22 protein-coding genes and 1 pseudogene are annotated in these 23619 nt (G+C 66.6%); 15 read left to right on the forward strand and 8 right to left on the reverse strand.

The features are described 5' to 3' along the window. Positions 1-4 precede the first annotated feature (4 nt). Positions 5-1558, forward strand: a complete 1554-nt coding sequence (locus JQX13_RS32250) for a hypothetical protein (RefSeq protein ID WP_203403315.1) — start codon at positions 5-7, stop codon at positions 1556-1558. Positions 1559-1729: 171 nt separating this feature from the next. Here JQX13_RS32250 and JQX13_RS32255 read toward each other — a convergent pair whose 3' ends face one another. After that, a complete protein-coding gene (locus JQX13_RS32255; protein WP_203403316.1) occupies positions 1730-3292 on the reverse strand; it encodes a hypothetical protein in 1563 nt (520 codons plus the stop codon). Between the two features lie 343 nt (positions 3293-3635). Between JQX13_RS32255 and JQX13_RS32260 the strand changes: the two genes are divergently transcribed. The 3 genes from JQX13_RS32260 to JQX13_RS32270 all read left to right on the forward strand — a co-directional run bounded on the left by JQX13_RS32260 (position 3636) and on the right by JQX13_RS32270 (position 7368). Then, entirely contained in the window at positions 3636-6428 is a 2793-nt protein-coding gene (locus JQX13_RS32260; protein ID WP_203403317.1) for a GH92 family glycosyl hydrolase, read from the forward strand. 210 nt (positions 6429-6638) lie between these two features. Continuing rightward, positions 6639-6791, forward strand: coding sequence for a hypothetical protein (locus JQX13_RS32265; RefSeq protein ID WP_203403318.1), 153 nt, complete (start codon positions 6639-6641; stop codon positions 6789-6791). Positions 6792-6858: 67 nt separating this feature from the next. Further along, entirely contained in the window at positions 6859-7368 is a 510-nt protein-coding gene (locus JQX13_RS32270; RefSeq protein ID WP_203403319.1) for a DUF2165 family protein, read from the forward strand. A 110-nt stretch (positions 7369-7478) separates the two neighbouring features. Here JQX13_RS32270 and JQX13_RS32275 read toward each other — a convergent pair whose 3' ends face one another. Further along, positions 7479-8324, reverse strand: a complete 846-nt coding sequence (locus tag JQX13_RS32275; protein ID WP_203403320.1) for a LysR family transcriptional regulator — start codon at positions 8322-8324, stop codon at positions 7479-7481. Positions 8325-8443: 119 nt separating this feature from the next. On the opposite strand from JQX13_RS32275, the gene JQX13_RS32280 reads away from it, so the two are divergent. The 10 genes from JQX13_RS32280 to JQX13_RS32325 all read left to right on the forward strand — a co-directional run bounded on the left by JQX13_RS32280 (position 8444) and on the right by JQX13_RS32325 (position 19891). After that, positions 8444-9289 (forward strand): MBL fold metallo-hydrolase, encoded by an 846-nt coding sequence (locus JQX13_RS32280; RefSeq protein ID WP_203403321.1) that lies wholly within the window; start codon positions 8444-8446, stop codon positions 9287-9289. Between the two features lie 475 nt (positions 9290-9764). Continuing rightward, the gene (locus JQX13_RS32285) at positions 9765-12716 is read left to right on the forward strand and encodes an HET-C-related protein (RefSeq protein WP_203403322.1); all 2952 of its coding nucleotides are present in this window, start codon (positions 9765-9767) and stop codon (positions 12714-12716) included. Continuing rightward, positions 12713-13339, forward strand: coding sequence for a hypothetical protein (locus JQX13_RS32290; RefSeq protein ID WP_203403323.1), 627 nt, complete (start codon positions 12713-12715; stop codon positions 13337-13339). The genes JQX13_RS32285 and JQX13_RS32290 overlap by 4 nt, the downstream gene beginning before the upstream one ends. A 58-nt stretch (positions 13340-13397) precedes the next feature. After that, a complete protein-coding gene (locus tag JQX13_RS32295) occupies positions 13398-14024 on the forward strand; it encodes a hypothetical protein (RefSeq protein WP_203403324.1) in 627 nt (208 codons plus the stop codon). A 58-nt stretch (positions 14025-14082) separates the two neighbouring features. Further along, on the forward strand, positions 14083-14709 hold the full coding sequence (locus tag JQX13_RS32300; protein ID WP_203403325.1) for a hypothetical protein: 627 nt from the start codon (positions 14083-14085) through the stop codon (positions 14707-14709). Beyond that, a complete protein-coding gene (locus JQX13_RS32305) occupies positions 14699-14905 on the forward strand; it encodes a hypothetical protein (RefSeq protein WP_203403326.1) in 207 nt (68 codons plus the stop codon). The genes JQX13_RS32300 and JQX13_RS32305 overlap by 11 nt, the downstream gene beginning before the upstream one ends. Positions 14906-14969: 64 nt before the next feature. Then, entirely contained in the window at positions 14970-16640 is a 1671-nt protein-coding gene (locus JQX13_RS32310) for a tetratricopeptide repeat protein (RefSeq protein WP_203403327.1), read from the forward strand. A 175-nt stretch (positions 16641-16815) separates the two neighbouring features. Next, a complete protein-coding gene (locus JQX13_RS32315) occupies positions 16816-17766 on the forward strand; it encodes a hypothetical protein (RefSeq protein ID WP_203403328.1) in 951 nt (316 codons plus the stop codon). Beyond that, a complete protein-coding gene (locus JQX13_RS32320; protein WP_203403329.1) occupies positions 17697-18461 on the forward strand; it encodes a triple tyrosine motif-containing protein in 765 nt (254 codons plus the stop codon). Before JQX13_RS32315 ends, JQX13_RS32320 begins: the two co-directional genes overlap by 70 nt. A gap of 497 nt (positions 18462-18958) precedes the next feature. Further along, positions 18959-19891 carry a hypothetical protein gene (locus tag JQX13_RS32325; RefSeq protein ID WP_239013984.1) on the forward strand — a complete coding sequence of 311 codons (933 nt, stop codon included), beginning with the start codon at positions 18959-18961 and terminating at the stop codon, positions 19889-19891. Positions 19892-20201: 310 nt separating this feature from the next. On the opposite strand, the gene JQX13_RS56545 is transcribed toward JQX13_RS32325, so the two are convergent. From JQX13_RS56545 to JQX13_RS32345, 5 genes are all read right to left on the reverse strand, one after another. Continuing rightward, a complete protein-coding gene (locus tag JQX13_RS56545; RefSeq protein WP_430384223.1) occupies positions 20202-20285 on the reverse strand; it encodes a hypothetical protein in 84 nt (27 codons plus the stop codon). Between the two features lie 37 nt (positions 20286-20322). Next, complete coding sequence (locus JQX13_RS32335) at positions 20323-20478, reverse strand: hypothetical protein (RefSeq protein ID WP_203412634.1); 156 nt, start codon at positions 20476-20478, stop codon at positions 20323-20325. Next, complete coding sequence (locus JQX13_RS32340; protein WP_239013985.1) at positions 20460-21149, reverse strand: hypothetical protein; 690 nt, start codon at positions 21147-21149, stop codon at positions 20460-20462. Before JQX13_RS32340 ends, JQX13_RS32335 begins: the two co-directional genes overlap by 19 nt. A 1-nt stretch (position 21150) precedes the next feature. Next, complete coding sequence (locus tag JQX13_RS55590; RefSeq protein ID WP_275424883.1) at positions 21151-21282, reverse strand: hypothetical protein; 132 nt, start codon at positions 21280-21282, stop codon at positions 21151-21153. Between the two features lie 73 nt (positions 21283-21355). Continuing rightward, entirely contained in the window at positions 21356-21709 is a 354-nt protein-coding gene (locus tag JQX13_RS32345) for a putative quinol monooxygenase (RefSeq protein ID WP_203403330.1), read from the reverse strand. Between the two features lie 172 nt (positions 21710-21881). On the opposite strand from JQX13_RS32345, the pseudogene JQX13_RS55985 reads away from it, so the two are divergent. Next, positions 21882-22229: pseudogene (locus JQX13_RS55985) on the forward strand (serine hydrolase domain-containing protein); the annotation flags it as partial. Positions 22230-22328: 99 nt separating this feature from the next. Here JQX13_RS55985 and JQX13_RS55990 read toward each other — a convergent pair. Continuing rightward, positions 22329-23615, reverse strand: coding sequence for an HTTM domain-containing protein (locus JQX13_RS55990; protein WP_343211027.1), 1287 nt, complete (start codon positions 23613-23615; stop codon positions 22329-22331). Positions 23616-23619: the final 4 nt, after the last annotated feature.

Consider the following 23619-nt stretch of genomic DNA (forward strand, 5'->3'; position numbering starts at 1 on the left):
CGTCATGTCACTGCGTAACAATGGACGGCTCTCGCGCCGGGAAATCTTGAAGGCCTTGTCGATGTGCGCCGCGGGCTCCGCGATGGGGCCCCTGCTGACGGGTTGCCGGGACGCGCTCACCACCCCGGCGGCACTCGAGCAACTCGGGGGCGTGCGCCAGGCGCGCCTGGATGGCAAGCCCCGCTTCCTCATCGTGGTGGGCGCCGTGGGAGGCGCCTCCATCGTCGACAGCATGCTGGCGGTGCGGGCCTCGGAGACAACGGCGGCGGGCGGCGACGCCGCGAAGCTCAACACCTTCGCCGATGCGCAGGTGCAGAACGTGGACGGCTCTCCGTTCCGTGCCGTGAAGGTGGAAGCCGAGGTTCTGGGCAGCATCCCCATGAAGTTGAAGACGGACCAGTTGCCCTTCGTGAAGAAGTACAAGGACTCCATGCTGGTGGCCACCTCGGTGGGCACGTCGGTGAACCACGTCATCGCACAGAAGCGCAGCCTCACCGGCAGTGCCGCCTGGCGCGGCCGCACGTTGCAGGAGTGTGTGGCCCTCCAGTACGGCGCGGGCTTCCCCCTTCCCAACGTGAACATGGGCAACGGGGGCTTCTCCGAGCGCGGCACCGACAACTCCCTGCCCGCCTACTGCTATGGAGAGGTGGTGACCAACCCCTCGTTCTGGCCCCTGGGCCTGGATGGCATGAAGGGCCTCAAGGACGTGCCTTCCCGCGACGTGGTGAACCTGGCCCGGGTCGTGCGCAACTCGCTCGATGCCCAGTCGGTCTTCGGGAAGACCTTCGACGACGCGGCGGCGCTCGAGCTGTGGAACGAGCAGCGCACCTCGGGGCAGGCCTCGCTGGAGGTGCAGGATCTGATCAGCCGCCTCAACATGATGCCCGACAATCCGCAAGAGACGCCGCTCTCGGAATACGGCCTTTCGAGCTCCCCCGACGCGGAGCGGTTGCGCGCGGTGTTCCCGAACTACATGACGGATCCCGTGGAGGGGCAGGCGGCGCTGGCCTTCCTGCTGATCAAGAACCGGGTATCGGTATCGGTGACACTGGGCCCGTCGTTCAACATCGCGTACGGTTCATCGAAGCAGTTCACCAACCCTCCACTGGCCTACGACTTCAGCCACAATGAGCACCGCTCGGTCCAGGCCTTCATGTGGTCGCGCATGATGGACACGATCGACAAGCTGATCGAATTGCTCGAGTCGGAGCCCTTCGACTCGAGCGGCGAGAGCCTGTGGGACCGCTCGTTGATCTACATGGCGACAGAGTTCGGGCGCACGCGCACACGACAGGCAGGGGCCACGCAGTTCGGCACCGGGCATGACCTCAACAACGGGTTCATGATTCTGTCGCCGATGGTCCGGGGCAACACGGTGTTGGGAGGCGTGGATCCGAAGACCACGCTGACCTACGGTTTCGACCCGCGCACCGGCGCGCCTCTGCCCGGCAAGATGGAGGCGAACGAGGCGGACATCTTCTCGGGCATCCTCACCGCGATGGGCGTCGATACCTCCGGCAGCGGGCTGCCCGACGCGAGCGCCTTCGCGCGCACCTGAGAGCCCGGGACCGGAGGGACGCTGCGCCCAATTCGGTGCGTTGATCGGCGATGGCGCGCGCATCGGCGCCAATGCCTTCCTGTCCTCCGGAACGAGCCTCGCAGCCGGCACGGTGGTGGGCCGGCTGCGACTCGTCGAGCAGGATGGGGCGGAGCCTCGGGGGATAGGAGCTTAGTGGTCGCCCCAGCGGAGCACCTGCACCATCTGCACCTTGCCGCTGAGGAAGAATCGCGGGCTCGCTCCTGCCTGGGGATCCGCACCGAGCGTCACCGGCACATCCGAGTTGCGGACCCCCTCGGTGAAGGAGCCCGCCTGGGTGGTGCCGAATGTGGAGTTGTCCACCCAGAGCCATACCTGGCCATTCCCGTCATATGCGCCGGTGATGAGGTAGCCATTCGTGCCGTTGAGCGCGGACAGCGAGCGGGTGGCATACTGGTAGCCTCCCTCCACGTGGACACCGAAGCGCAGTGTCCGTGCACCGGAACTGGAGCGGAAGAGCTCGAGCGCGAAGGCACCGTTCTCCGACTTGCTCACCAGGGCCATGGTGCAACTGCTGGCACCTCCGGGGCAACTCGTCAGCAGATCATCGAAGTTGACGTAGGCGCTCACGAAGTACCCCTGCCCCGCGGCGGTGTCCGCGTCGTAGAAGGGCATCGACAGGGCGGAGGCCGCGCTGAAGGCGAGTGAGGTGCCGTAGAGGTTCTCTCCGGTGCCATCCGTCAGGGTGCTCGGAGCACCGGCGACGTTGACGGGGGCCGTGTACGTGGTGGCGTTCGTCTGGTGGTAGCGAATGCTCGTTCCCGAGGCTGGCTGGTTCCACACGCTCAGGTAGAGGAGCTGGTTGTTCTCCGAGACGACGGCCCGTGCCTTGGCGACGTCGTAGTCCACCACGAAGGCGTCCACCTCCTCGCGCAGGTTGGACAGGTAGACTTCGCCGAAACTGGCCGGGATGGTCCACAGGGTGACGCCCAGCCCCAGGGACTTCGCGTAGGCGATCTTCGAGAGGATGTTCTTGTCGGCGTAGGGGAACTCGACACCGTGCCAGCCACGGCTGTAGGCATCCTGGATGAGTCCGTGCGTCGCCTGATTCGCCGAGAACAGGACGTGGAGCCGGAGGTGGGGGCTGATGGCCGGGTATTGCCCGAGGAGCGCTTGCGTCTCGATGATGTTGGCTCGGGTGGCGTGGAAGGAGCGGATGACGACCGGGCGCCCAGTGCGTGCGTACCAGGTCCGGCGGGCATCGAGGAGGTCGAGGATCTTGCGCGCGATGCTCGCGTGCGAGCTCGTCTCCTTGATTTCGAGATAGAGCACCGCGTCGTCAGCCTGCAACGCCGGGGAGTCCAGCACGTTCGCGAGCAGCGCGCCGGTGGTGCCTCCGTCGTCATCGTGGTCCACGTACACCTGGCCGTTCTGCTCCTTGAGGTCGAACTCGATGATGTCGGCGTCGGCGGCGATGGCGGCCTGAACGCGCGAGAGCGTGGACTCGAGACTCCTCGCGGAACCAAGGATGCTGTCCACGTAGGTGTTGTGACTGCAGATGCCGACGACGTGCCCCCGCGCGGTAAGGGGGAAGGGCTTGTTGACGCCAGCCCAATATCCGTCGTTCACCAGGGCCGTCGCTCGTGTCTCCAGGGCGTGTTCGCCTGAGTCCCCGGCGGATACCGGCTCCGCTCCGCAGCCCATGACCGCGATGAGACTTCCCAGCCACCAACAACGAAGAATGCGTGTGTTCATCAGATCCTCGGGACGAGTATGGGAAATAGCCAGATGCACCGCGGGCATGAGCGGGGCGGGGGAAGGTACCGACGGACCAGGGTGACCGGGGGGACAAGCCCGTGAACTCGAGGTATCCGGCTTCACCTGCTCGTGCATCCCCTCGGGCGGAGCATGCCCTTCATCGCGTTTCCGCTCTGTATGACGAAAATTCCTCCGTGGATGTGTGTGTTCACATGGAGTGGTGACCAGTTGGACACGGAGTCTTGACAATGCCTCCCCACAGCATGGATTCCATGAAACCCAATCAGACGCGACTGCATCGTGGTCGTCCCTTTCATGGTTCGCGTCGATGGAGAGGCTCATGTCGAAGACCCTGCAGCGCGCTGTTCTTGCGTACGGATCACTTCTTCTTCTCGCGCTCCTGGCTCCCGGTTGCCGTGACGATGGCCCGGGGGGCGCGGACTCCGGGGTTGACCCTCCCGATTCCGGGGTCGAGACGGACGCCGGTGTGGGCCAGCCCGACGCCGGCCCGCCGCCCATCGAGGACCTCGCGAGGCACGTCGACCCGTTCATCGGCACCGATGACAGCGACTCGCCCTTCCCGGTGCCGGGCGGAGCCGGTGGCAGCACCTTTCCGGGCGCGACCGTGCCCTTCGGCATGCTGCAACTCAGCCCCGACTCGCCGACCGGCTCGCCCTCGGGATACCGCTACAGCGACCCGCTCATCGAGCACTTCAGCCTGACCCACTTCAACGGCGCGGGCTGCCCCAACAACGAGGATCTGCCATTCCTGCCGCGCGTCGGCGCGCTCACCTCGTCGCCCGCGGCCAACTGGGAGAGCTTCCGCACCGGATACAAGAAAGAGACCGAGGCGGCCTCGCCCGGCTACTACCGCGTCACGCTCGACGGCGACATCGAGGTGGAGCTGACCACGACCACGCGCACTGGCATGGTGCGCCTGCACTACCCGGCTTCCGAAGTCGCCCAGTTTCTCCTCCACACCGGCCGCAGCGCGACCGGCGTGCGCATCGGCTCCGTGCAGATCGTCGGAAACGACAAGATCCGCGGCAGCGTCGTCGCGGGCGGCTTCTGCGGCTCGAGCCAGGTCTTCTCCATCTTCTTCGCGGCGCAGTTCGACCGGCCGTTCAAGTCCTCGGGGACCTGGCTGGGCAAGACGCTGTCGCCGGGCAAGACCACCGCGGAAGGCACCGGCTCGGGCGCTTTCGTGACCTTCGACACGACCCGCGACCCGGCCGTGCAGATGAAGATCGGCATCTCCTTCGTCAGCATCGCCAACGCCGAGGCCAACCTGGCGGCCGAGAACTCTGGCTGGGACTTCGACGCCGTGCGCACGGCCGCGCGTGAGCGGTGGAACGAGGTGCTCAACCGGGTCGAGCTCACCGGAGGCAGCGACGCGGACCTCGAGCAGTTCTACACCGCGCTCTACCACGTCTTCCAGAACCCCAACGTCGCCAGCGACGTGAATGGCCAGTACCTGGGCTTCGACCTCTCGGTGCACGTGGCCGACGGCTGGACCGTGTACCAGAACTACTCCGGCTGGGACATCATCCGCTCGTGGACGCACCTCGTGGCCGCGATCGCGCCGGAGGCGCCGGACATCATCCGCTCGATGGTCGAGGACGGCGTGCAGGGCGGCCTCCTTCCCTTCTGGTCGCACCAGAATGTCGAGACCAACGTCATGGTCGGCGACCCCGGTACGGTGAACGTCGCCAACGCCTATGCCATGGGCGTGCGCGGCTTCGACACCGACGCGGCGCTGCAACTCATGCTCAAGTCGGCGAGCAACCCGTATGACACGCAGCGCTGGAACCTCTCCGACTGGCTCACGTACCACTACGCGGGCGGCAACGCGGCCATGTCGCTCGAGTACGCGATGGCTGACTTCGCCATCTCGCGGTTCGCTGGCGCGCTCGGCCAGACCGCGGTGCGCGACGAGTACCTCACGCGCTCGCACTACTGGACCGAGAGCTGGAACCCCGCCGACAAGCTGATCGAGCCGCGCGTGGGCGCCCCTCAGCCGGGCGCGACGGCTTCGCGCATCTACGAGGTGGAGGTCTTCGGCGCCGCCGCGCCGGCCACCAACCTGGCGCTCAACCAATCCGCCACCGCGAGCGATTCGTGCAACGCCAGCGAGAGCCCGTCCAAGGCGGTGAACGGCACGATCAACGGCGGCTCCAGCGACAAGTGGTGCGACAACACCAGCAGCGACAAGTGGTGGCAGGTCGACCTGGGCAGCGTGCAGTCGATCGACAAGATCGTCCTCTACCACGCGGGCGCGGGAGGTGAGACGACCGCCTGGAACACCCAGGACTTCACGCTCAGCGTCAGCACCGACAACATGACCTTCGAGACCGTCGCCACGGTCACCGGCAACACCGCGAACATCACCAGGCACGACTTCACCGCGCGCAATGCCCGCTACGTGAAGCTCTCCATCCAGACGGCCATTCAGGTTGGAACGCTCGGTGCGTGGGATTGCCAGCCCCTCGATGTGTCATCGCAGTGCGGCTACATCGAGGGTAACGCGGCGCAGTACGTCTGGATGGTTCCGCACGACCTCGAGGGCCTGTTCACGCTCATGGGCGGCCACGCCAAGGCCGAGAAGCGCCTCGACGACCTCTTCACCGAACTCAACGCGGGCACCGAGCGGCCACACTTCTACATCGGCAACGAGCCCGAGCACGGCACGCCGTGGATCTACAACTTCGCGCAGAGGCCCTGGAAGACGCAGGCGATCGTGCGCCGCATCATCGACGAGGAGTTCAACGGCAATCCGGGCGGTCTGCCCGGCAACGACGACCTGGGCTCGACCTCGGCCTGGCTCGTCTGGAGCTACCTCGGCATGTACCCGGCCATCCCTGGCACCGACGTGCTCGTGATCAACGGCCCGTGGTTCCCCAGAGCCAGGGTGCACCTCGCCAACGGCAACGTCCTGACCATCGAGGGCCAGGGGGCCGGCCCGACCTCGAGCTACATCCAGAGTCTGGCCATCGACGGCATGGCGACCACGAAGAACTTCGTCCGCTTCGCCGACATCGCCTCGGGCGCCACGCTGAAGTACGTCATGGGCCCCACGGCCAACGAGTCGTGGGGCAGCGGCGAGGCGGATCGTCCGCCGAGCTTCGCGCCGTAGGTCGTGTCCGCCGTTGCTCGCGTCGAGCGGCGGGGATTCTTCCGAGCCGTGCGTCAGGGAGACGTCGCCGCTTCGAGCATGTCGTAGGCGTGGTTGGCCAGGATGCCGTGGGTGTGTAGCTGGTGGGGTGGAGCTCGTCCCAGAACAGGTACGTATCCGGGTTGACCGACTCGATGTTGGATTACGGCCTTGGCCGCCGTGGCCGAGAGGATGCTTACCCTGGCCCTGCTCCTGGTGCTGCATCTGGTCCTCCTGGGCTGGCTGGAGGCTGCCGCCGGAGCGAGAGCCGACGTGTACATGGGACAGTTCCTGGAGGCGCTGGCGGACCGCCCACTCGAGCAGCGGCCGGCTGGAACGAAGTAGAGTGCAGGGAGGTCTTCAGTGGTAACAACCCCCACAATCGAACAAGAGACTGAAAGGGGAAGGAACGTTGAGCACTACGCTCGCCTTGCGCTGGCTCAAGATGTTGCTCCTGCTGATGACGGCGCTCTTCGCCTCCGTGGTGGTGTTCGGCAACCTGACCGATTACGGCTCCAACTACGCGTTCGTCCAGCACGTCCTGTCGATGGACACCACGTTCGAGGGTAACAAGCTGATGTGGCGCGCCATCACCAGCCCCGCCCTGCACACCCTCGCCTATGGGTTGATCATTCTTACCGAGGCCGCGCTGGCCGCCTTCGCCTGGGTTGGGACTTACCGGCTCTACCGGAAACTGAATGCGGATGCGCGGGCGTTCAGCCAGGCCAAGGCATATGGGTTCGTGGCCTACGCTGTGGGTCTCGTTCTCTTCTTCTTCGGCTTCATCGTCGTCGGCAGCGAGTGGTTTGCCATGTGGCAATCACCGACCTGGAACGGCAAGCAGACGGCCATGGACATCGTGGAGGTGCTGCTCGGGTCTACCATCCTGCTGGCGCTTCCAGAGCGAGAGTTGGCCGAATAGCCAGCGCGGAACCGTCATGCGCAGCGGGAGGTGCGGCGGTATTCGGCCTACCTGGGGCAAACCAGCGCACAGCCGCGAGCGCCCGTTATCGGTCGCGGCGCACAAGGGGCTCATGGGCGCTCGCCGTTCAGGTTTCCCTTGAGCCACTCCATCAGCGCTCGCACCCTGGGCACGTGCTGCTTCGAGCGATGGACGACCATCCAGATGTCGCGCGAAGGGAGGCTGTCGCTGTTCCGCTCTCCGAGCCGCCGAGGAGGAACTTCCACCACATGGGCGAGCCGCGCGGCGAGACCTCGGGGCAGGAGGGCCACCCCAAGGCCCGCTTGGACCGCGAGCCCGAGTGACTCGATGTCTTCGACGAGCAGTCTCGGGGGGCGGGTGGCGAAGACGCGTTCGGCGTGGCGCTGTTCGGGGACCCCGGCGAGCGAGCCCGTCAGGCCCAGCCATGGAACCTCGGGGTGGAGCTCGAGAGAGGAGGCCGCGAAGAACGCGTAGGACACCGAGTGCACCTTCCGCGCGACGAGCTCGCCGCGCTCGGGGCGGAACATCCGGAGCGCCACGTCGGCTTCACCAGCGGCGAGGCTGCTGATCCGGTTCTCCGCCAGGATGCGCAGGCGCAGGTGGGGAAAGGCCCGGTAGAACTCCGGCAGGCGGGGGGTCAGCTCCCAGCGCACCAGCTCGCCGACGGTGGTCAGGGTGACTTCGCCGTGGAGCTCCGGCGTGTCTTCCAGGGCGGACCGAGCCGCCAGCGCGGCGTCCACCATGGGCTGCACCGCCGCCAGCAACGAGGACCCGCGCTCCGTCAGCCGCGGAGGGGATTCGCGCAGCAGCAACGGGGAACCGGCGCTCTCCTCCAGCCGGGCCAGGTGTCTGCTGACGGTCGACTGGCTCAAGCCCAGGGCCTTCGACGCGGCGGTCAGGCTACCGAGGCGAGCGACCGCCTCGAACGTGCGCAACAAATCCCACTCCACCCGAACCTCCATGCGAAAACGGATGCCCGGCTTCCAAATCTAGCGGTATCCATCCGTTCGTGCGGTCTCTATTCATCCGGGGCAACCTCACACCGGAGTGCCCCATGAAGATCCGCCACCTGCGCAACGCCACGACCCTCCTGACCCTGGGAACGCACCGTCTGCTGGTCGACCCGATGCTCGCCCGGCAGGGGACGCTCCCGGGCTTCAAGTTCTTCGGAGGCGGCCGTCGCCCCAACCCCCTGGTCGCACTGCCGCCCGACACGTTCGCGTTGCTGGAGGAGGTGACGGGCGTACTCATCACCCACGAGCACCCGGACCACCTGGACGCGGCGGGCCTCCGATGGATACGGGAGCACGGGCTGCCCGTGTGGGCGAGCCGCGTGGACGCGCCGAACCTCGGGAAGAAGAGGCTCGACGTTCACGAACTCGAAGATGGCGCGCTCGGGATGGCGGTGGAGATCATCCCGGCCCGACACGGTCGCGGGTTGCTCTCGTGGCTGATGGGGCCCGTGTCGGGCTACTACCTGGCGCACCCGGACGAGCCGAGCGTGTACATCACGTCGGACGCGGTGCTCACGGACGGAGTCCTGGAGGCAGTGGAGCGCCTCCAGCCCGACGTCATCATCGCCCCGGCGGGCGCGGCGAACATGGGGGTGGGCGGCGACATCCTGTTCTCGGTCGACGAGCTCGTGACGCTCGTCAGGCGCGCGCCCGGACGGGTCGTCCTCAATCACCTGGAAGCGCTCGACCACTGCCCGACCACGCGCGATGCGCTACGCGAGCGGATGAAGGCCGAGGGGCTGCTCGCGAAGGTGCACATCCCCGAAGACGGCGAGGAGATGCACTTCGAGCGGCCGGACACGCTGCCGCATCCGCGCCCGAAGGTTGGCGCCAGTAGGGCACCAGGCTTCCAGAAGTGGGTCACCGCGAGGCTCATGGGGATGTGACGCCGCGATGTTCGGGCCCTTGACGTGTTTCAAGGTGCCCCAAGTCCAGGAGCCCTTCTGGGGCCTGTGACTGCCTCCCTGACTGACACTCCTGGAGGTGTCGCGCACATGCGGCTATTGGCGCTCGATCCCGAATGCCAGGCCGGTCGGATTCGCCGGCCTACCAGCTGGAGTCGAACGCGAGTCCTTGCTCGCAGTTCCCATGTCCGCTGCGCCAGGACGGAATCATATGAAAGGCCGGTACAGCGTCTTCGCGAGTGTGAACCAACTCACAGCATCGATGCGGGAGAACTGGCAGATCGCAGCTTGGCGACTGCACTCCCCGACACAGGGGGAAATCCGTCGCGATCTCTCGCAGGCGCAGCGCCGGCGTCAGCGAGGGCTTGAATGCGGCCCTCGATGAAGTTGGCGAAGGACACCGCAACCGCACGACTTTGATTGGCGAAGACCCGGGTATGCTGGGGCTGGGGGGGGAATGAACCGATTTTCCAATGATGCCTTGAACCGGTTGTTGTCAAGGTACCTCGACCTCGAGCAGTGGGAGTCGCTCGAGTCGACGGACGAGCGTGTGGATGATGTCCTGCGGCGGCTCTCGAACGAGCCGGGGCTGGTGTCCCATGCCCGCTCGACCTTGCGTTCGAGCACCAGCCTGGTGCCGATCGACGATCGTCAGGTGCTGACACTCTTCGTGGAGCAGCATCTCCAGAAATCCGGCGACGCCCGATCCGCCCTGGCTCCGGGACTCCTGCCCGCTCCAGAGCGGGCCCGCAACGTGGCGCGTGAGCCCGAGCCCATTCCCGAGGAGACCAGCTACGTGCTGTTGAACCTCGTGGATGACCTGACGGAGGAGCCCGTCGCCGGGGTGGAGCTGGTGCTGAAGCTACCGGACGGCAAGCGCCAGAAGGTGAAGTCCGACGCTCAGGGCCAGGTCGAGCTCAAGCGTGTGAGCAAGGGGCTGTTCTCCGTGGGTGCCGAGGTCGGCGACGCGAAGCTCAATCAGGTGCTCGACCTGGTGTGGTGGGGGATTACTCCATCCCGCCGCCCGCTCGAAGCCATCCAACCGGAGGCCGTGCTCGACGAGGGCACGCGCAACCGGCTGCTGAAGGTCCAGCGGCACAAGGTGAGCACGGGCGAGACGCTGGAGTCCGTGGCCGAGCAATATGACCTCTCCTGGAAGGAACTGGCCCTCTTCAATTGGGGGAGGGCGGATCCGGACGGCATCAATGCCGCGCTGAAGGACGCGGTGGGCTGCACCCGGAAGACGGCGGATGGGAAGAACTACGTCTTCGACGACTCGGACGAGCCCGGCATCCTCTACATTCCCAAGCCCTGGGAGCGCGGCGGGCTGGACACCGGGTTACGCCATGTGATTCGGGTGCGAGCGGTACGGCCCCGGGTGGAGCGGCTCGAGAGCCGTTTCGCACTGGAACGGCTGACGGACCTGGCCCGGCGCATGGAAAAGCCCGACTTCCTGTCGTGGCTGCTCGTGCTGTTCGGCGTGGACATCCCCGCGGACGCCTACGAGGCGTTCCGCCGGGAGCTGCTGGACGGTAAGGTGGAGCCTCCGCCCATTCGCGTGGTGGAGCTCGGGCTGCACGGCCACGAAGCGGGGTATGACAGCGTGGCCCGAACGATCAAGGTCCGGCAGAAGTTCGCCCGGGCCGCCGAGGAGAAGCCCGAGGAGGCCTCGAAGCTGCTCCTCGCGCTCCTGGAGGAGTTCGGGCACCACGTGGATCAACTCCTGCGGAACACATACTCGAAGGTCAGTGGAGACGCCCCTCTGGATGAGGGCGCCCGTTTCGCCCACTCGGTGTACACGCAATGGCTGACCGAGGAGGCTCCAGTGGAGTTCGCCACCTCCGTGCATGACGGGAGCGAGCACCCCCTGAGGGCGGACTTCTCGGATGTCCAGCGCACGGCGGACCTGTGGCTGAACGAGGCGCAACAGGAGGTCGACGACTCGGCCGGCTCCACCGAGTTCTTCGGCGCTGGCCGCGGCCACGGTGACCCCAAGACTTCCTTCGGGCACCAGTCCATCGGGGATGCCCTCTCTGAATTCTTCGACGACGATGAGCGGCTTTCCATCTACTTTGGCAACTGGCTGCGGGACATCTCCCAGGTGGTGGATCCGAAGCTCGTGCGTGAGCCAGGAAGCAAGACCCTCCTCCAGAGTCCGTTCAGCCGGAAGGCACTCACCGACTGCATCGATGTCATGGCCCGGGAAGAGTTCGGAAACAATGCCGACTTCCGTGTGACACCGCAGAAGCTCGGGCTGTACCGGCCCGAGGAGCACATCGACAACCCCCATGGCATCGAGGATGGGACGAAGAAGGACCCCGCCTTCCATCCCGGGTGGACACCTGCGGAAGTCGCTCTCAACATGAAGACGGGCCTTTTGAACTACATCGCCACTCCCGGCACCTGGAAGAGCGCCGCGGGCTTCATGGAGCAGGAACTGCGTGCGGCCGTCGCGAACGGGCGTACGCCGGAGGGCATGCGCCGGCTCGGAGCCGCTCTGCACACGCTCGAGGACTTCTTCTCCCACAGCAACTTCCTCGAGCTGTCACTCATCCGCCTCGGCCATGTCCGCGTGTGCCCCTGGGTGTGGCAGAAGGTTCCCGCGCCTACGCCCCGTTTCCCGCTCGTTACGGGCAAGTTCGGCGGTGATGACACCCAGGTCAGCCTGCTCTATGTCCTGGCGGAGAAGATGCAGGCGGTCAAGGAATGCAAGGCGGGGGAGCGCAGCTCGGGTGCGAAGATCGCCCTCATCCTCATGAAGGACGTCCCCGACGTGATACCCGGTGGATTCACGAATCGATTCGAGGGCATGTTGGAGAACCTGGAGGAGCTTCAGATGAAGTACCCTACGGCCGCGACCCTGGCTTGTCGTGTGGGTGAGGCGCTCTCTCTCTGGCTGGGGGTCTTGCAGGCGGATTTCGCTCGGAGCCGTGCCAAGGCCGTCACCCGAGCTCAGGACGAGCATCTCGCGGATCCCAAGTCCATGAACCCCACGCACAGCCAGCTCTCCAAGGACCATGATGATCACCCGCTGCACGTGCCGGCCGCACACATCGCCGCGGGAGCGGTGATGGACGTGGGAGGGGTCATGTCGCGGGCCTGGTTTGGGCAGGCGAGTGCCGATGACGTGGTCCGCACGGGACTCAAGTACCTGGTCCATCCGGAGGACATCCAGCAGTCCTCGGCCACCGATGGCCGCGCCTGGGTGCTGGAGCAGCTCCGCACGTGGGCACGTGAAAACCCCGCCGCCCTGCCTCGTCTCACCAAGGAGGCCATCACCGAGAGTCAGGACAATCACGCGAAGAAGCAGCACGCCCTGCTCCAGAAGAGCTTCGAGCAGCGCAGCGGGACCAATGAGGCGCTCGCGGTGCGGTTCGCTGAGCTCCGGGCGGAGGTGGAGCGGGCATGAGGACCCTGCTTCTCTTGCTGATGGCGGGGATTCTCGGTTGCTCCCGCGGGGGCTCCCGTGCCGAGGACGCGGGAACGGCGCCTTCAGGTCCCACCCTCACCATCGAAGGGGCCACGCTGAGCTACAATGGCCAGCCTCTGCCGCTGCCCGGCTCGTTGGAGACGTGGAAGGCCGTGCTCGGCGAGCCCTCTCGCATGGTGGAACGGGCCAAGAACACATACGTCTGGGATGACCTGGGGCTCTATGCCGGCACCCTTCCGGGACGCCAGCTCATCCTGAATCTGGTGGTCATCCTCAATCCGAGGGAGCCGGGGGCAAAGGTCTTCAAACACCTGCCCCGCACGACGTTCCAGGGGCGGCTGCTCGTCGATGGGGCCTGGGTGCATGGCGGTTCCACCATAGAGGAGATCAACCGCGACAAGCGGGGGACTTCCTTCTCTCGTGGTTACCTGCCGCGCATCTACCACTACTTCTTCGACACCCGCCCCAACCCGGAGCAGTACTCGGATCGCTACTATTACATCCGTATCGACTTCAACAGCGCCCGCCGACCCGAGGATTTCTCCATCGCGTACGTCCTGTACGACCCGCCACCGGACGGGGGAACTCCCGATGGCGGGTGAGGGGGCGGTGGGAGCGGGCCGCTCAGCTCCTGGCACCGGCCGCCGCCGAGGCGCTCTCGTGAAGAGTCTGCTTCTCCTGCTGATGGCGGGGCTGGCTGGCTGCTCTCGCGGGGGCTCTCGTGCCGAGGACGCGGGAACGGCGCCTTCAGGTCCCACCCTCACCATCGAAGGGGCCACGCTGAGCTACAATGGCCAGCCTCTGCCGCTGCCCGGCTCGTTGGAGACGTGGAAGGCCGTGCTCGGCGAGCCCTCTCGCATGGTGGAAAGGGCCAAGAACACATACGTCTGGGATGACCTGGGGCTCTATGCCGGCACCCTTCCGGGACGTCAGCTCATCCTGAATCTGGTGGTCGTCCTCAATCCGAGGGAGCCGGGGGCAGAGGTCTTCAAGCACTTGCCCCGCACGACGTTCCAGGGGCGGCTGCTCGTCGATGGGGCCTGGGTGCATGGCGATGCCACCATCCAGGAGATCGACCGCGACAAGCGGGGGACTGCCTTCTCTCGTGGTTACCTGCCGCGCATCTACCACTACTTCTTCGACACCCGCCCCAACCCGGAGCAGTACTCGGATCGCTACTATTACATCCGTATCGACTTCAACAGCGCCCGCCGACCCGAGGATTTCTCCATCGAGTACGCCCTGTACGACCCGCCACCGGACGGGGGAACTCCCGATGCCGGGTGAGGGGGCGGGGGGAGCGGGCCGCTCAGCTCCTGGCACCGGCCGCCGCCGAGGCGCTCGCGTGAGGATCTTGCTTCTCCTGCTGATGGCGGGGCTGGCCGGCTGCTCCAGAGGTGGCTCCAGCACCGGGGACGCGGGAGCCGCGCCTTCGGGCCCCACCCTCAGCGTCAAGGGGGCCACGTTGCACTACAACGGCCAGCCTCTGCCGCTGCCCGGCTCGTTGGAGACGTGGAAGGCCGTGCTCGGCGAGCCCTCCCGCATGGTGGAGCGGTCCAACGACGCCTACATCTGGGATGATCTGGGGCTCTATGCCGGTACCGCACCAGGAGGCCGGGAAGTCGAATTCCTGGAGGTCGTTCTCAATCCAAGGGAGCCGGGGACGGAGGCCTTCGAGCATCTACCTCGCACGCTCTTCCGGGGGCGGCTGCTCGTCGATGGGGCCTGGGTGCATGGCGGTGCCTCCGTCCAGGACATCAACCGCGACAAGCGGGGGACACCCTTCTCCTGCGGCTACCTGTCCAGCATCTACAGCTACGACCTCGATGCCCGCCCTCGACCCGAGCAGGGCCTGGAGCGCTCCTATTACATTCGCATCGACTTCAACAATGCCCGCCTGCCGAGGGATTTCTCCATTTCTTACGTCATGGACGAGCCATCACCGGATGGGGGAACTCCCGATGGCGGGTGAGGGGGTCAAGGGATTCGCGGAGGCCGAGCGGAACCAGGGCATCATGCAGGCGGCGGAGTACCACCTGCGCGAAGGGGCGACGCCAGCGCTCATCGACCGGGTCAATCGCATGCTGCGGGTCACTTATGCGCAGCGCAGGCGAGGCACCGTGATCCGGGGCTGGCCGCTGCGCGGTGTCGCCAAGGGGGAAAAGTAATTGAAGCCAGGCACGCATGGTAGCCTTTGGCGCGATGCCAAGCTCTTACGTTCGGTCTCATTCCTTGTTTCTCCTCGTCCTCTCGCTTCTCGGAACTACCGCGCTCGCGGCGGATACCTCGGATGCGGGCACCTCTCCTCCCGCGAAGGCGGAATGTGGGCCGGAGCTCGGCGAGGCCCAGCGCGCCGCGGACGAAGGGCGGCTCGACGAGGCGCTCGCGCTCGCACGCAAGAGCGCCGATGGCTGCCCGGGTGCTCGGCTCCTTGCAGCAAGGTTGCTGGCTCACCAGTCGCGGTTCGACGAGGCGAGCACCTTCCTCGAGCGCGAGCTCCTCTCCCCGGCCCCCTCACCGGGAGCGTTCGAGATGCTCGTCGGCCTCTTTCCGCGACTCTCGCCCGCGCGTCAGGAGCAGGTGGTGTCACTCGGGGCTTCGGGTGAGGCACCCCTTCACGTCCGGGGGGTGGCACAAGCCAACCTCTGGCTGACGGACGTCGTCTGCCATGAGCGCCGGCTCGACAAGCTGGACACGGATGACGTGCGGGCTCCGGGTCTGGGGAGTTACAGCTTCGAGTGCCCTCCGGGCGTCCCGCGCCGGGTCTTCTTCTTCATGACGGAACCCTGGAGCCGCCGCCGTCCGGCGTCGGGCAAGGGCGCTGGGCTCTCCGTGGAGCGCGTCCTCCCCGAGCTCGGCCCCCGCTTTGGAATCCACTCCATGCAGGAGCTGCGCGAGGCCGTCGAGGAGCCTCTCTCCGCGGACCGCGGTTCCGTCTGGCTCCTGTCCTGGCTCAAGGACTATCCGTCGCAGCTCCCCCTCCTGACGCAGATGGTGCGCGAGAGCCCCGATGACCTGGAGGCGGTGGTGAATCTCAGCAACATCCAGATTCTATTCGGGGACCAGAGGGGCGCCCTGCGGACGCTGGATGCGGTCTCCCTGGACACCGTGACCTTGAAGGACAGCCGGGGCAACGTGAAGGGAGCGAGCGCTCTCTTCTCCATGCGTTGCCGGGCGCTCCTCCATCTGCGCAAGCTGAAGGAGGCCGAGGCGGCGTGCCGAACCGCCCTCGAGCACGGCTCGAAGAAGAACGGGCCCGAGACCCTCGCGTTGGTGCTCTACCTGCGAGGCAAGGACGCGGAGGCGCTGCGGTTCATTCGCGCGAGCCTCGCCGACTCACAGAAGAACCCCGCTGGCCACTTCCTGCACGGCCTCCTCCTGCGCTCGCTCGGCAAGCCCGAGGAGGCCGCCGAGGCGTGGAAGGCGGCAGCGGACTACGGGCTGACACCCACCGTGGAGGCGCGGCGCAAGCGCTCACGTGAGGATTGGGTCCGCGCCATGGAGGCGTACCAGCGGAAGCAGACGGCGGAGGAGCTTGCGTTCTGCGGTCACTACTACCTGGACCTCGAGCTTCCGAAGCGGGCCGAGGCATGCTTCGCACGTGCGGAGTCGCTCCATCCGGGGCTCGCTGCCGCCGAGCGGCTCATCCACCAGGCCGAGTCGGATCCGGAGGCCGCGCTCCGTGCCACGAAGGCCCTGCTGCGCGAGAAACGGACTCCCGCGCTCCTCTACGTCATGGCCTTCGGGTTCCAGCGCGTGAAACAACCGACCCTGGCGTTGGGCTGGCTGGACGAGTCCCTTCGCGGCGACCCCGGCCAACCCGGTGCACGCGAGCTGCTGACGCGCATTTGCAAGCAGCTCTCCCAGCCCGATTGCCTGGAGCAGTTCCGCAAGGGCAAGTGAGCGGGACTGGTGGCGAGTCCGGGTTCTTGCCGAACACGGACAGTGACCACTTCGCGCCCGGGTCCTGAATGGAAGCACCGCGCGCGATCGGCCATACTTCGCCGCCTGTCCGAGACTCCATGCGTCCCTGGTCGTCCTTCGTCGCCCTCCGCTGGCGAGGTTCCAGAAGAAGCGCTTGCATGATCTCCCCGAGCTGTCGTCAGCGTCTCAGGGGGGCTTCACGCTCGCGGTTCTGGATACCCGGGTGATGGTGGGCAATCAGCAGACCGCGCTGGTGGTGGACCCTCCCGCCCCACCTCGCGCCTACGGCGGTCCATTACCGACACACATGGCCATCTTCGCCGCCGATGGCGCGCTGTGGTGGTTCAGCGGACGGGAGGTGTTTCGGCGCGTAGGCGACACGCTGCGGAAGTTCGAGCTCCCCGCCGACACCGTCGAGACGCATGTGCTGGCCTTCATCCCGTACGGCGAGGACGGCATGTGGCTGTCCATCGTCGGCCACGGGATCTTCGTCGCCACACCCGAGGGCATCCAGCCCGAAAGTCGGTTCGGCGACAGCCCCGCCCCCAATGCCATGGCGCCTGGTCCCGGCAACGTGGTCTGGCTGGCGTTCGAAGACGAAGTGGTCCGGTGGTCCGGCGGCCACCCGACCCGATACGGCACGGGCGATGGGCTGGCGATCGGCCGCGCCACCAGGATCCACGCGACCGACAAGAACCTGTTGGTCGCCGGCGAAAGCGGGATCGCGCGTTTCGACGGCCGGCGCTTCGCAACGATTCTGGAAAGCCAGGACATCGCCTTTGGGCTCATCACCGGCATCGTCGAGTCGTTGGACGGGGACCTGTGGATGAACGGCGCGCGGGGCGTGGTCCAGGTGAAGGCCGGCGATATCGAAAGGATGTTCTCGCAGCCCGGAGGTGCGCTGAACTACCGCCTGCTACGGCGGTGCGGGACCAGCGCGGTCGGTTGTGGTTCGCAACCAACCGCGGCGTCGCGTGGCTGGACCCGGCCGCGTTGCTCAGGAACGAGCGCCCACCCCGTACCGAGATCCAAAGCGTGCGGGCCGACGCCCGTACCTATTTCGCCGGGGACGACCTGCATCTGCCGGAAGGCACCCGCAGCGTGACGCTGCGCTACACCGCGGTCACGCTCGCGGCGGCGGACCGGGCACGCTTCCGCTATCGGCTGGAGGGCGTGGACGGCGAGTGGCACGACGGCGGCTCGCTGCGCGAGGCGACCTGCGCCAATCTCACCCACGGCCACTATCGTTTCCGCGTTGTCTCCTCCAACGGTGACGGCGTGTGGGACGAAACCGGCGCCACGCTGGACTTCACCATCGAGCCCACCCTGGTCCAGACGAAGGCTTTCGCCGTTGCCTGCGTGGTCGCTCTGTTGGCCATCGCCTGGAGCGCGTACCGGATGCGGGCCCGCGTCATCGAAAACCAGGTTCAGCTGCGACTGGAAGAGCGCCACCGCGAAAGGGAGCGGATTGCCCGGGAACTGCACGACACGCTGCTCCAGGGCGTGCAAGGCCTGGTGCTTCAGTTCGACAGCCTGGCCAGGCGCGTCGTCGACCCCGAGCTCAATGAAAGGATTGAGCGCGCGATCGTGAAGGCCGAGGGCCTGATCGCCGCCGCTCGCGACCGGGTCTCCAATCTGCGCGCGACAGACGGGCCGCTCGGCACGGCGCTCGGTTGCGCGGCGCGGGAACTGGCGGATGGAAAGCACCTCGTCAAGGTCTCCATCACCGGCGACGAGCGTCCGCTGCGCGCCGCCATCCGCGACGAGTTGTTGGTGGGGTGGTGGTGGAGAGGCCGTTGAAGAATCTTCTGGCACAACTCCTCCCAGTACGAGCGCGTGTTCGTGAGGTGCAGATGCCAGGCCTGATCCACCTGGTCGGAGGGTGTACACGGATGACCTGCCTCGCAGCAGAGGAGGACGAACCGCTTGTACTCCTCGACCACCCGCCGCGAATAGCCGAGCGTCCATCCGTTCTCTCTCGCCAGCCGCTTCTCGAACGTCAGTTGCTCATCGCCCGAGTCGATGTTGAAGCTCGCGAGCTTCGTCCAGAGCTCACTCATCTTCTGCTCCCTCCTGAGCGCGGGGCTCACTGGATGGAGAAGAAGAGCGGTGTCCGGCATTACAGCGACCCATTTCCCGGGCAGCCGAGGGCCCGACCGGTCGCGCCCAGCCTGCCCCTCCCCAGGCAGGGCGCTCAGCCGTCACGGCGCCGTCACGCTTCCTGCGGGAGAACGCGTGCGCCCAGGCCGGTGGAGTAACGACAACGCGTATTCACGAAGACAGGGGGGTACAACATCATGAAGAAAATTCAATGCAAGGGAACCTTGGAGTTGTTGTTGGCGGCGCAGGTGCTGGCGGTGGGCTGCGGGCCCGCGCAGGAGCTCCACGGGCCACCGGACCTCGCCATCCAGACCCATGAGAGCCGGATTGACAACGGCATCTCCACGAACGGGCTGTCCACGAACGGGCTGTCCACGAACGGGCTGTCCACGAATGGGCTGTCCACGAATGGGCTGTCCACGAACGGGGTGAACACGGCCGAGTTCGTGACGTGGTTCCAGAGCGACCCGGAGCAGAAGGACACGCTGATGCAGTACATGGTGCGCTGTGGCGTGCGGGAGGGCCAGAGCATCACATACACGGACCCGAGAACGACGCGCAGCTACACCTGGGAGGGGCTGCTGGGCCTCACGCCGGGATGGGCGGGGGGCGAGGCGGTGACGGAGGCGGAGCAGCAGTTGATGACGGCGTGCCTGGTGGCGCACGTGAACAAGTACGGGATGCACGTTTCGCTGTCCGTGCTGGGGCGGACCACGGAGGGGGTGGAGCTCGAATACAGCCAGGAGGAGCTGGAGACGTACTCACGGCCCGAGGGGTGCTTCTTCGGCAATCTCTTCACGGGCGAGGGCCTCTTCGCGGGAAGGGATGGAAGCGGCCTGGAGGACACGGAGAGCTCGCCGCGCGCCTGCGCCCTGATGTCCAGCACCACCGAATCCGCGTGCGCGCCGGTGGCGTACGCCGGAACGTGCGAGAGCCTGTGCACGCGAGAGGGCACCCAGCCGTACTACACGAGCTGCACGCTGAACGGACGCCAGTACCTGCCCATCACCACGAGGCTGCGGCCCCAGGAGGTGTTCCGGTGCGGGGACGGGGTGTGCCAGTGGACCGAGCAGTGCGGCAGTGGGACGACGCGTGACAGCTGCGCGGCGGACTGCGGCACCTGCTCCTGAAGAGAACCTGGGGGGGGCGGGAGCTCATCGAAGCGCAGGACGCGGTTGTTGCCACCATCGGCCACCCAGTGGTTGCCCTGCGCATCGACGACCATGTTGGGGAAGGACTTGTCCTCGAGCGTGGTGTGGGTGGACTCGGGCATGCCGCACAGGGTGGAGGCCGAGGACGGGGGCGCTGGGGCCAGCTCTGGAATCGCGAGTCGCGGTTGCACGCACCGTGGTCGGACGCGGAGGGCTGACCGAAGGCGAGCGCCGCCGTGCGGCGTTGGTTGTTCTGCCGCGCGGCATGGCAGGCTGCGAGATCCTTCCATCAAATCCTGGTGATGCGGAACCAGTTGAAGTTCCAGCCACCCGCCTGGGCGTAGACGCCGACGTTATAGGTGCCCGCCGTCACGGTGACGGTATGGGAGATGGTGGTCCAGTTCTGCCAGTCACCCGTCCGCCGTATCGATGTAGCTCACGTTCGTTCCCCCGTCCGAGTCGGAGTTGGCCTCGGTACTGATGCCACTCATCGTGCTGTAGTTCTCCGCCTGGATGAGGGTTCCGGGGTTGGACGTCCCGGACGCGCTCACGATGAGCGAGGACACCACGTCGTTCCAGCCGTCGTCGACGAGCGACGCATCGTCCGCCGTCCTGGTGAGGCTGGCGCCGCCGAAGTTGTCATCGGCGTCAGGGTGACCTGGTAGCCGCTGGCGACCTTCAGGGACGAGATGTCGTCATTGCGCACGCCCCAGGCATTCAGGGTGGACAGGGTGTAACGCCCCACGGGCAGGGCCGCCCCGTAACCGCCATGGTTGTGGTCCTGGAACACGGAGACGGCTGTGGGGTCTGGGTTGGCGTAGGTGAAGGGGAAGTCACGCTGCGCCTGGACGAACTGCGCTTCCCACTCGGCGGGCCATCCGAAGGCGGAGGTGGCCTGGGTCTTGAGATTGACGCCCGCCGCGCCGCTCCAGAAGTGGACGAACTCGCCCCAGTTCATATCTCGCGGGTAGTTCTTTCCTTCCTTCGGGAAGTACTGCGCGAGCAGGACGAAGAATCGGTTGAGCACCGAAGCGCCGCCGTGATTCTTGTAGATGGGGTAGAACCAATCCCTGAACCAGTGGGTGTTGGCGCGGGGAAAGTTGTCTACCTTGTTGATGTTCTCGTTGTACGCGCGGTTCGCATCACTGGTGCGGCCCATCCCCAGGTAGAGGTCATAGATGAAGATCTCCGCCCACTTGCTGTCGCCCCACCGGGGAAAGGCGGGCGAGCCGTGCACGCTAGACGCGGGAGACGGTCTGGTTGTGCTCGAACCAGTGCTCCGTCCAGGTCGCGGGTGCGTTTTGTGCCCAGACGGAGGTGGAGGAGAGAAGCGACAGCACGAAGCACAACGAAGCGGAACGGAACTTCATGATGAGGGACTCCTGATGACCCTGTAGGTGTTCGGTCCTCCCTTGAATAGAGAGCCGCTCCTCATTCTTCGGGTCATCCGCCAATGGGTCCGCCCCGATTTCGTGGCTCTCCCTCGAAGTCCCCGCGCAGGGGTTGCCAGAGCTGCACCTTGCGGGGTTCACGCAGGAGGTCCGGCAGAGCGGCCTCGTAGGCCGCGCGGTAGTCCCGCTTCATCTGGACTTCCGTGACGTCGGTCAGGTCAGCCCAGGTTTCGTAGATCATGAACCGGGTGGGATCGGCCGCGTCACGATGAAGGACGGCGTTGATGAAGGTCTTCTCGTGCCGCATTGCATCCAGCAGTGGTGTGAGCAGGCTCAGGAATTCGTCCTGGCGGCCCTGCTTGGTGTGAAGCGACACAACGAAGACGACCTTGCCCGAAGCGTTCATGACATCCCTCCATCGATTTCCCGGACCGTGATGCCGCACCCGGCCGGCCCGTCAGATGCGGTGGCACCAGACCAGCAAACCCGGGGGATTTCGATTACGTCGGAGGTAAAAGCCCGGGGTGCAGAGGGGACGAGGAGCCGTGAAGGAGTGACGCAGGGCCTCCCTGCCGCTGATGCATCAGCCGGGCGAGGTATGGGTGTGCGACACCGGTATCACCGTCCTGGGCGTGCTGCTCTCGCGAGCTTCTGGCCAGCCGCTCGAGGACTTCTTCCGGGAGCGCCTCTTCGAGCCGCTGGGCATGAAGGACACCGGCTTCAGCGTTCCGGCCGGCAAGCTCGACCGGCTGCCCACGTGCTACCACCGCAATCCCGCGACGGGGCAGTTCGAGGTCTTCGACGCCGCCGGCCAGGACAGCCGGTTCAGCCGCCCGCCGGGCTTCCCGTCCGCGGCGGGTGGCCTGGTCTCGACGGCCGACGACTCCCTCGCCTTCGCTCGGATGATGCTGAACAAGGGGGAGCACGGCGGCAGACGTCTCCTCTCCGAGCGCTCGGTCGAGCTCATGAACGCGGACCGCCGTCGTCCGGTTCGTCATGGATTCGAATCGCGATGTCGTGATTACTCAATGCTCCCAGATGAGCTCGCGGCGGAGGACCTCGGCGGACGCGCGAGGATCCGCGGCGCGCCAGGTGCGAAACACGCGCAGGCGCCCCGCCGCCGCGAGCTCCGGGTGACGGGCACGGACGACCTCCATCCAGCGGGCAATCCGGGACGGCTCCGGGCGTAGCGCCAGGTGCCACAGGGTGCCCCACGCCCGTTGCGACGCACCCGAGGCGAGGTCCCATCGGAGGAGGCGATCGCCAACGTGCGCCTCGAGTTCCAGCGCGGGAATCTCCGCAGGGGCCCTGGTGTGGAACGTGGGGTAGCACGCGAATGGGAAGCCGGACCGGATGCCCGCAGCGCCCGACACCAATGCGCCCAACACGAGCACGCCTCCTGTAACAGCGGCCGGCATCCACTGGCGCACGTGTCCGGCCCGTGGTGTCCCCAGCGTGGTGCCGCCGAGCCCGACGCGTGCGAGCACACGGCTCCACGGAACGAAGACGGTGTAGCAGGCCCAGAGCGAGGAGAACTCGATCCGGAACACGAGGGCCGTTGCCGCGTGGAAGAGCAGCGCCGCGCCAACCGTCCAGGGCCTGAGACGTGGCACGAGGACACCGACGAGCACGAGGGGCTCGAACAGCATCACCGCGACACCTCCGGCCTCGAGCACGCCCGGCCACTCGTCGACGCGGAGCCAGGGGCGCCAGCCACCGTATTCGGCCCATTTCCAGTAGAGCTGCCCGCGCAGCGCTCCGCCCAGTGCCCAGTCGAGGCCCGCGCTCCACTTCCACAATCCTGGGAAGAGGAAGATGAGCCCGACGAGGACCCATGCGATGCGGATGGGGAGCCCGTACCCCAACGCGTCGTCCGGAGCAACCTGGCTGCCGTGCCTCCTCGCTCGAAGCCACGCGTCCACCGAGAGCGCATCCGCGCAGGGGCTCGCCGCGAGCAGCACGGCGAACCACAGGAGATGGTGGGTGTGGAGGACCGTCCCGGCGAACTGAGGGACCGTGAGTACGTAGGCCAACGAGGTCGCCGCGAGCACCGTCGCCGCCCGCGTGAACAGGCCCAGGATGGAGAGAAGCGTCGAAGGGACGAGGACCCCGAGCGCGACCCACGCCCAGGTGGACGACAGCGGAAGGTGGGGCGCGAGCCACCCGAGGCCGATGGGCGCGGACCTCACCGCCTCCGCCGTCGGCGCCCACACGGGCGCCTCGTACACATCGCGCGAGAGCAGCACGACGACGAAGACGGTGATGCGGAACACCGCCAGGTCGACCGCGCTGCCCGTGAGGTACCCGCGCATGTCG

The organism is Archangium violaceum, from assembly GCF_016859125.1.
Lineage (GTDB): Bacteria > Myxococcota > Myxococcia > Myxococcales > Myxococcaceae > Archangium > Archangium violaceum_A.